We start from the raw sequence: 8,486 nt of genomic DNA, 5'->3' as shown, positions 1-8,486 counted from the left end.
CCAAGACCGGTCCCACGATCCGCTGGGCCGACGACGGCACCGCCATCGACGAGGAGGACGACAACACCCCGTTCTGATGCCGGATGCCGCTCGAGGACGGGGCGCGAAGAGTGACAGACGCCGCCGAGAACGGTGTCAGCCGCGAAAACAGTGCACCGCCGCTCTCTCATGCGACGCCTCGACGGCGGCGGCAAGCGCGATCACGGCTCGGCGAGGACGGCTGGCTGAACTCGATGCTAAAGATGCCGGTCGCCCTGGCGAGTCGGCGAAATCGCATGAAGCGGTCTGGTCGGGGTGGCGGGATTCGAACCCGCTGAGGGCGTGTCAGGCCGCATCTGCTTCCTGTATGCGGCCCTCCAAGTATCCAAACGGCTACTCGTGTCGTTGAGAACGTGGCTGCGTACCACACTTCACGGCGCGGCTGACGGGTCTCGGTCGGATGGTCCGTACCGTTCGCCGGGTGCGAGCGACCCTCACCACGGCCACGAGCTACAGCAGGCCGTTCGACCATTTCCAGCGGACCCGCTACTTCCCGGCCCTCGACGGGCTTCGAGCGATCAGCATCCTGCTCGTCATCGGACTGCACTCGCAGGACGGCTTGTGGATGAAGCTGCACGGCACCATCGGTGTGACGGTCTTCTTCGTTATCAGTGGATGGCTCATCACCACCCTGCTGCTCCGCGAGGAGACCCGCGCCGGCCGCGTGCACCTCGGCAGGTTCTACCTGCGCCGCGGCTTCCGACTGCTGCCGGTCTACTTCGCCGTGCTCGCCATCTTCGTGCTGCTGATCGTGGTGCTGAACCTGCAGTGGGGCCATGACGCATTCATCGGCAGCCTGCCCTACTACCTGACCTACCAGAACGACTGGGCCCCGACCTCGCTCTTCGGCCACACCTGGTCGCTGGCGATCGAGGAAAAGTTCTACGTCGTTTGGCCGCTGCTTGCATTCGCGGTCGCTGCGGTCCGACGCGTCCGAATCCCGATGCTGATCGCGCTGCTCGCCTTCACGCTCGCCGCCGAGCAGTCGCAGGCCGTGCCGGTCTACTACCTCGCGACGTACACGCCCCTCGTGCTCGGCTGCCTGCTCGCGGTGCTCATGCACGACCGCCGCACCTACCGCTGGATCGCCGCGCTGACGCACCCGGCCTTCACCGGCACGGTCGTCACAGCCGCCGTAGTGCAGGCGCTGCTCTTCGAGGGCATCCACGGGCACGTGCACACGCTCTTCTCCTTCTTGACCGTGCTCGCTCTGCCCGGCGTACTCGTCGGAGCACAGCCCTTCGGCCGCGTGCTGAGCGTCCGACCGCTGGTCTACGTCGGTACGCGCTCCTACGCGCTGTACCTCGTGCACCCGCTCGTCGTCACCGTCGTCGGCTATGTCATCCCTGCCGGATCCTCGAACAAGCTCGTCGAAATGGCCCACCTCGCCGCCATCGTCGGTATCTCGCTGGCGATCGCCGAGGTCCTGTACCGGCTGGTGGAGCAGCCGCTGATCCGCGCCGGGCGCCGGCTGATGGCTCCACGCCAGGTCGCGCCCTCGATTGCGCCGACCGAGAGCGGCCGGCTCGTCAACGCCTGATCTGCGACGAGCAGCGGCCGCAGTGCGTTCGCACAGCGGCCGCTGCGTGGTCAGGCGGCGATGCCGAGGCGGCCGAACTGCTGCGCGATGCGCGTCAGGTCCGCCTCTGGCATGTCCCGGACGGTGGCACGGTCGCCGGCGCGGTGACGCGCACCTTCACTACGACCCGAGAGTGCGGCAGGGGGACAGGGGACTGGCCCCTCGGATCCCGCTACCCCTGCACGATCAGGGGGTTTCCGGCCGAACTGTTGTCGGGATAGCGGGATTCGAACCCACGACCTCCTCGTCCCGAACGAGGCGCGCTACCAAGCTGCGCTATATCCCGGTCGCCCGCGAACGGGCATGACAAGGATAGCGGACGCGCGGGCCGACTGCCGTTGGTCGGTGTTCGTGCTGCTCAGACGCGCTCGGAGCAGCACGAACGCCGACCGACGAGATCAGGAGGCGGCGGTGAGGGTGAGGAGGGACGCCTCGGGTCGGCAGGCGAAGCGCACCGGCGCCCAGATCGACGTGCCGAGGCCCGCGGAGACGTTGAGGCGGGCGGAGCGGCCGTCGTGCTCCCACGTCGACGGGCCTTTCACCTGCTCGCGCGGGATGTCGCAGTTCGTGACGAGCGCCCCGTAGCCGGGCACGCACACCTGCCCGCCGTGGGTGTGACCGGCGAGGACGACGTCGGCGCCCTGGTCGACGAGCGCGTCGAGCGTCCGTCGGTACGGCGCATGCGCGACCCCGATGGTCACGGCGGCCTTCTGCTTGCGGCGGCGCAGTCCGCGCAGGCCCGGCAGCGCCTGCTCCAGGCGGTCGTACTCCCGGTGCGGGTCGTCGACCCCGACGAGGTCGATCGGCACGTCGCGCACGACGATCCGCGCCGCGCGGTTGTTCAGGTCCGTCCAGCCGAGGTCGATCAGGTGCCGCCCGAGGGCGTCGGTGTCGAGCCGCTTCGGCTGCCGCTCGCCGCCGCCGCCCGAAGGCCCCTCGAAGTACTGGAACGGGTTCTTCGCCTGCGGCGCCCAGTAGTCGTTCGAGCCCCACACGAACGCGCCGGGGACGCCCCGCAGCGGCTCGAACGCGGCCCGCAGGCCGAGCAGCCCCAGCTCGTGGCCGAGGTTGTCGCCCGTGTCGATCACGAGGTCGGGCCGCAGGTCCGCGAGGCTCCGCACCCACTGCTGCTTGCGGTGCTGCCACGGCGCCATGTGCAGGTCGGACACGTGGAGCACCCGCAGGTCCGGGCTGCCCGCCGGCAGCACCGGGAAGGTCGTCCGCCGCAGCGTGAACAGGTTCCGCTCGACGAGGACGCCCCACGCCGCGGTCGCCGCGCCGGCGGCGAGGACGCCGCCGGCGACGCCGCGCACTACGGGCACTGCTGCGGGGTCCCGTCGACGGCCAGGCGCAGCTGGGTGGCCGCGGGGTCGACCTGCGTCGCGCCGTCCGCCGCCGGGTCCTGCAGCCCCACCTTGCACGACCCCGTGGTGCCGCCCGGCGGGTAGAACACGGTCGGCGACTGGAAGCCCTGTGTCGCCAGCGTGCTCCGAGCGTCCTGCAGCGTCATCCCGACCACGTTCGGCACGGTAGCCGCAGTCGGCTGGGCCTGCGGCTGCTCCTGCTCGGGGCCGGAGCTGAGCGTCAGCGTGACCAGCGTGCCCGCGGACGCCATGGTCCCGCTGCCCGGGTCGCTCGAGATCACCGCGCCCTCCGCGATGTCGTTCGAGGGGGTCTTCCCGCCCTTCTTCACGCGGAAGCCGGCCGCCTGCAGCGTCGTCTTCGCGTCCTCGTAGGAGCGGCCCGCGACGTCGGGCAGCGCGGTCCGCTGACCGTAGAGGTACTGGGCCTCGGGCTGCGGCCAGCTGGTGTCGCCCGGGTACTTCGCCTGCGCCGCGCGCATGACCCCGCTCCAGACGCAGTGCCGCGCGTCGGCGGCCGTCCTCTGGCACGGGGACCAGCCGAACACCTGGCGGAGATTCGTCGTCTGGGCGTTCACGTTCCCGACCCACACCGCGTTCACGACCTTGGTCGTGCCGCCGACGACCCAGGTCGACTTCGCGTCGTTCGTCGTCCCGGTCTTCGCGAAGCCCCAGGCGCCGCCCGTCGACGGCGCGTCGGCGGCAGCGGTGCCGCCGGTGAGCACGCCGTGCAGGGCGTACCCGGCGGCGACCGCGACCCCGGAGGGGATGGCCTGGTGGCAGTCCGCCTTCGGCAGGTCCACCTTCGAGCCGTCCGACGTCTCGATGCGGTCGATCGCGATCGGCGAGCAGACCTCGCCCTTGTTCGCGATGCCCGAGTACGCCGTCGCCATGGTGAGCGGGGCGACCTCGTTGGTGCCGAGGATCGACGACGGGTTGACCTGCAGCTCCTTCAGGTTCGCGCGGTGCACGAGCAGCTTCTGCGCCTGCGAGCGGATGTCGCAGAGGTTCAGCTTGGACGCCATCGAGGCGAAGACGCCGTTCACCGAGCGCGCCGTGCCGAGCATGACCGTCTGGTAGCCGCCCTCGCCGGCGGTGTCGTTCCCCGCGGGGAAGGGGCCGTCCGGGCTCGCGCAGGGGAAGGATCCCGCCGGCCACGTCTTGCCCGTGCCGTCGACGATCTCGTTCAACCCGTGGCCGTGCTCCAGCCAGTCGATCAGGGTGAAGGCCTTGTAGGTCGAGCCGGGCTGGAAGCCGTTGGACCCGCCGTAGTTCACGTCGGTGTTCCAGTTCACGGCGGTCGCCGTGTACCCGGCGCCCTTCGTGTCCTTGCCCTGCGACTCGTCGAACCGCTTGCTCTGGACCATCGAGAGGATGCGGCCGGTGCCGACCTGGACGCTCACCGCGGCGCCGCCGAGGTCGGTGCCCGCGGGCGACTTGGCCGGTACCGAGGCCGTCATCGCGTCCTTCGCCTCGGACTGCAGCCCGAGGTCGAGTGTCGTGTGGATCTTCCAGCCCGCGCTCTGCAGCTTCTGGTCCCGGACCGCCGGGGTGTCGCCGAAGATCTTGTTGTTCCGGATCGTGTTGACGACGTAGGAGCAGAAGTACGCGGCCGACTTCGCCTGCGCGCAGCCCGTCTGCGTCGGCGTGATCTTCGGCTTCACCTTGGAGGCGACCGCCTCCTGGTAGTCGGCCTTCGAGATCATCCCGTGCTCGAGCTCGGTCTTCAGGATGTAGTCCCGACGCACCGTGTTCTGCGCGATGTTCGCCTTCTCGTCGATGCGCAGAGAGTTCGGGGAGTTGACGATGGCCATGAGGCTCGCGGCCTGCGCCGCCGTCAGGTCCTCGACGTGGGTGCCGTAGTAGTACTGGGCCGCCGACTCGATGCCGTAGATGCGACCGCCGAAGCCGGCGATGTTCAGGTAGCCGAGCAGGATGTCGTTCTTGCTGTACTGCTTCTCCAGGTCGATCGCGAGGCGGGCCTCGCGCAGCTTGCGCTTGATGCCGCCGGTGCACTCCGCGTAGGCCGCGGACACCTGCTCCTGCGTGGGCAGCAGCTCCGCCTCCTGCACGCAGACGTTCTTCACGTACTGCTGCGTGATCGTCGAGGCGCCCTGCGAGCCGCCGCGCACCAGGTTCGCGCCGATCGCGCGGAGGATGCCCATCGGGTCGACGGCGCCGTGCTCGTAGAAGCGCGCGTCCTCGGCGGCGAGCGTCGCGTTCTTCACCGTGTCCGGGATCTTGTCCCAGGTGACGACCTCGCGGTCCTGGTTGAAGAAGCTCGCGAGCAGCACCTCCTTCTTGCCGCGCTTCGCGTAGATCTCCGTCTTCTGCTGCATCGCGGCGATCTTGTAGTCGTCGGGCAGCGAGTCGAACAGGCCGAGGCCGGAGGACTTGCCGCTGCCGGTCATCGCGACGGCGGGGGCGACGCCGGCGGTGATCATGAGGGCCGCGACGACGGCGATCCCGAGGACGCCGGCGAGCGCGGCCGCCGGACGGGGGCGTCGAGGGGTCTGAGACATAGGCTCGAGGGTAGGAACGGGCCGGGCGAACGCCTCGGCGCCCCGCCGCAACCCCCAGAAAGGAGGTCGCCGCGATGCCGAAGTGGGAGTACGCGACGACGCCGCTCTTGATCCACAACACCACCGCGATCCTCAACACCTGGGGCGCGCAGGGGTGGGAGCTGGTGCAGATCGTGACCGGCCCCGAGGGCGGGCTCGTCGCCTACCTGAAGCGCCCCGCGGGCGAGGGCTGATGGCCGTCGCGGACCGGCTCGCCGAGCTGGGCCTCGTGCTGCCGCAGGTCGCCGCGCCCGCCGGGTCGTACGTGCCCGCGCTCGCGACCGGGGAGCTCGTCTTCACCGCCGGCCAGCTGCCGTTCGTCGACGGGGCACTCGCCCGCACCGGGCTCGTGGGCGACGACGTGACCGTGGAGGAGGCCGCGGATCTCGCGGCCACCGCGGCCCTGAACGCGCTCGCCGCGGTGTCCGACCTGCTGCACGGTCTCGACCGCGTGGTGCGGATCGTCAAGGTGACGGGCTTCGTCGCCTCTGCCGCGGGGTTCACGCAGCAGCCCGCCGTGATCAACGGCGCCTCGGACCTGCTGACGGACGTCTTCGGCGAGCACGGGCGCCATGCCCGGTCGGCGGTCGGGGTCGCGGCGCTGCCGCTCGGGTCCCCGGTCGAGGTGGAGCTGATCGCGCAGTTCCGCTGACCGTCGGGCGGTGCGGCGATCGGCATGGGGGCGCGCGACACGCCGACGCGCTCGAGGCCGAGAACGCTTGCGCGACACCCCGAACTGGGTACACTCGCAGACGTCGAGTGAAGAGCTTGGCTTGCGGCGCTGTCCGATTCCCCCCAATCGAGCGCTGCTGAGGCGGCACCTGTTCCCCCCAATAGGTGCCGCCCCTTCTTTTTGTGCCGCCCGCTCCGCCTCCGCTCCTCCCCAGGGACTCGTGGGGCGTCGACTCGACGTCCGGCGTCGATCCGGACGACGCGCGTGCGGCCGCGCTCCTACCGTCCCGGCGTGCCTCCGTCCTTCGTCCCCGTCCGGCCCGGCCGACCCGCACCCCCGACGCTCGTCGAGACGCAGCGGGCGGTCGAGGAGACGCCGCCTCCGGCCGGCGTGCGGCTGCCCGCGCTCGGCGCCCTCGCGGAGTTCGCCGTCGACCCGGCGGTGACGGACCTGCTGCTCGACGGGCACGGGGTGCTCTGGCGCGACGCCGGCGGCGGGGTGCAGCCGGTGGCGGACCTGCCGCCGCTCGCGCCCGACGAGGCGAGGCGCCTCGCGGTCGCCCTGATCGCTGCGGGCGACCGGCACCTCGACGACGCGACGCCGTGCGCAGACGTGCGCCTGCCGGGCGGGATCCGGGTGCACGCCGTCCTGCCGCCCGTCAGCACGGGCGGCCCGCTCGTGTCGGTGCGGATCGCGGCCGCCGAGCCCTGGCGTGTCGACCGGCTGGTCGCCGCCGGGATGCTCGACGAGGCGGAGCGTGCGCTGCTCACCGCCGCGGTGCACGAGCGCCGCAACCTGCTGATCTGCGGACCCGCCGGCAGCGGCAAGACGTCCCTGCTCGCCGCGCTGCTCGCGGAGGCGCCCGGTCACGAGCGGATCGTGACGGTCGAGGACGTCGCCGAGCTGCGGATCGACCACCCGCACGTCGTCGGCCTCGAGACCCGCCAGCCCAACGCGGACGGGGCAGGCGGGATCGGGCTCGCGGCGCTGGTCCGCGAGACGCTGCGGATGCGACCCGACCGCGTGGTGGTGGGGGAGTGCCGGGGTGCGGAGGTCGTCGAGCTGCTGAGCGCGATGAACACGGGCCACGACGGCGGCGCGGGGACGATCCACTGCGCCGATCCCGCCGGGCTCGGCGCGCGGCTGGAGGCGCTGGGCGCCCTCGGCGGCCTGAGCCCGCACGCGCTGCGCGCCCAGGCGCTCGCCGCGATCGACCTCGTCGTGCAGCTCGAGCGCCGCGACGGGAAGCGGCGGGTCGCGGCGGTCGGGCGGCTCGCAGCCGGGTCGGACGGGTCGCTGTGCGTCGTCCCCGCCTGAGGGGGCGGCGTCGGAGGCCCGACCTCGACCTCGTCGCCGGCGAGGCCGACCGGCTGGCCGCGCTCGTGGGCGCAGGGGCGGTGCCCGCGGCGGCGTTCCGCCACCTCGCGCGCGCCGCGGAGGGGGAGCATCGTGCGCTCGTGCTGCGAGCGGCCGCTGCCGCAGGACGCGGTGAGCCGCTCGCGCCGGTGTTCGCCGAGGCGCACCCGCTCTGGCGGCGCATCGGCGCGACCGCAGGGCTCGCGACGTCGGTCGGTGCGCCGCTCGCGCCGGTGCTGCGGTCCGCGGCAGCCGGTGCACGAGCGGCGGTCGCGCTGGAGCGCGCGGTCGCAGAGTCGGTGGCCGGGCCCGCGGCGAGCGCTCGCCTCGTCCTGCTGCTGCCGCCCGCCGCACTGCTGCTCGGGGGCGCGTTCGGCTTCGACGTCGCGGGCGTGCTGCTCGGCGACCCGCTCGGGCTCCTCCTCCTCGCGGCCGGCGGCGCCCTGCTCGGCGCCGCGGCCCTATGGAGCCGGCGGCTGATCCGCGCCGCGTCGGCGATGTCGTGGACGGTCGGGCTGCGGCTCGAGCTCGTGGCGACCGGCGTGCGGGCCGGGCTCCCCGTGACCCGCGCGACGGGGCTCGCCGACCGCGCCGCTGCGGCCGCCGGGCTCGACTCGACAGCCGGCGACGAGGTCGAGGACGTCGTCGCCTTCGCCGCGGAGGCCGGCGTGCCCGTCGTCGCGCTGCTCGAGGCGGAGGCGGACCGCGTGCGGCTCGCCGCCGTCGCCGAGGCACGGCTGCGCGCGACGGTGCTCGCCGCGCGGCTCCTGCTGCCGCTCGGGCTGCTCGTGCTGCCGGCGTTCCTCGTGCTCGGAGCGGTGCCGATCGGCCTCGCCGTGCTGCGCGCGTCCCACCTCGCGTTCTGATCGCGGCATCCGCTCCTCCCCAGCCGGCGATCTCGACGATCCGGGGTCCGC

The 8,486-nt window shown here is 72.4% G+C and carries 7 protein-coding genes and 1 tRNA gene; 5 read left to right on the top strand and 3 right to left on the bottom strand.

The annotated features are described in order from the left end of the window. The first annotated feature begins 460 nt into the window (after window positions 1-460). Window positions 461-1,579 (top strand): acyltransferase family protein, encoded by a 1,119-nt coding sequence (locus ACFSBI_RS05225; RefSeq protein ID WP_377932726.1) that lies wholly within the window; start codon window positions 461-463, stop codon window positions 1,577-1,579. A gap of 251 nt (window positions 1,580-1,830) precedes the next feature. Here ACFSBI_RS05225 and ACFSBI_RS05220 read toward each other — a convergent pair. The 3 genes from ACFSBI_RS05220 to ACFSBI_RS05210 all read right to left on the bottom strand — a co-directional run bounded on the left by ACFSBI_RS05220 (window position 1,831) and on the right by ACFSBI_RS05210 (window position 5,501). After that, a tRNA-Pro gene (locus ACFSBI_RS05220) sits at window positions 1,831-1,904 on the bottom strand. Between the two features lie 112 nt (window positions 1,905-2,016). Then, on the bottom strand, window positions 2,017-2,931 hold the full coding sequence (locus ACFSBI_RS05215) for a metallophosphoesterase (RefSeq protein WP_377932725.1): 915 nt from the start codon (window positions 2,929-2,931) through the stop codon (window positions 2,017-2,019). Beyond that, window positions 2,931-5,501 (bottom strand): transglycosylase domain-containing protein, encoded by a 2,571-nt coding sequence (locus ACFSBI_RS05210; RefSeq protein ID WP_377932723.1) that lies wholly within the window; start codon window positions 5,499-5,501, stop codon window positions 2,931-2,933. The genes ACFSBI_RS05215 and ACFSBI_RS05210 overlap by 1 nt, the downstream gene beginning before the upstream one ends. A gap of 74 nt (window positions 5,502-5,575) precedes the next feature. Here ACFSBI_RS05210 and ACFSBI_RS05205 point away from each other — a divergent pair, with 74 nt between their 5' ends. The 4 genes from ACFSBI_RS05205 (at window position 5,576) to ACFSBI_RS05190 (ending at window position 8,435) form a co-directional block, all read left to right on the top strand. Beyond that, on the top strand, window positions 5,576-5,734 hold the full coding sequence (locus tag ACFSBI_RS05205; RefSeq protein WP_377932721.1) for a DUF4177 domain-containing protein: 159 nt from the start codon (window positions 5,576-5,578) through the stop codon (window positions 5,732-5,734). Next, a complete protein-coding gene (locus tag ACFSBI_RS05200) occupies window positions 5,734-6,192 on the top strand; it encodes a RidA family protein (protein ID WP_377932719.1) in 459 nt (152 codons plus the stop codon). Before ACFSBI_RS05205 ends, ACFSBI_RS05200 begins: the two co-directional genes overlap by 1 nt. Window positions 6,193-6,504: 312 nt before the next feature. Further along, window positions 6,505-7,530, top strand: a complete 1,026-nt coding sequence (locus tag ACFSBI_RS05195; protein WP_377932717.1) for a CpaF family protein — start codon at window positions 6,505-6,507, stop codon at window positions 7,528-7,530. Continuing rightward, the gene (locus tag ACFSBI_RS05190; RefSeq protein ID WP_377932715.1) at window positions 7,512-8,435 is read left to right on the top strand and encodes a type II secretion system F family protein; all 924 of its coding nucleotides are present in this window, start codon (window positions 7,512-7,514) and stop codon (window positions 8,433-8,435) included. Before ACFSBI_RS05195 ends, ACFSBI_RS05190 begins: the two co-directional genes overlap by 19 nt. Window positions 8,436-8,486 lie beyond the last annotated feature (51 nt).

The organism is Amnibacterium endophyticum, assembly GCF_042680685.1.
GTDB lineage: Bacteria > Actinomycetota > Actinomycetes > Actinomycetales > Microbacteriaceae > Amnibacterium > Amnibacterium endophyticum.
The sequence above is the reverse complement of the archived record's forward strand: the minus strand, read 5'-3'. Positions and strand labels throughout refer to the sequence as shown.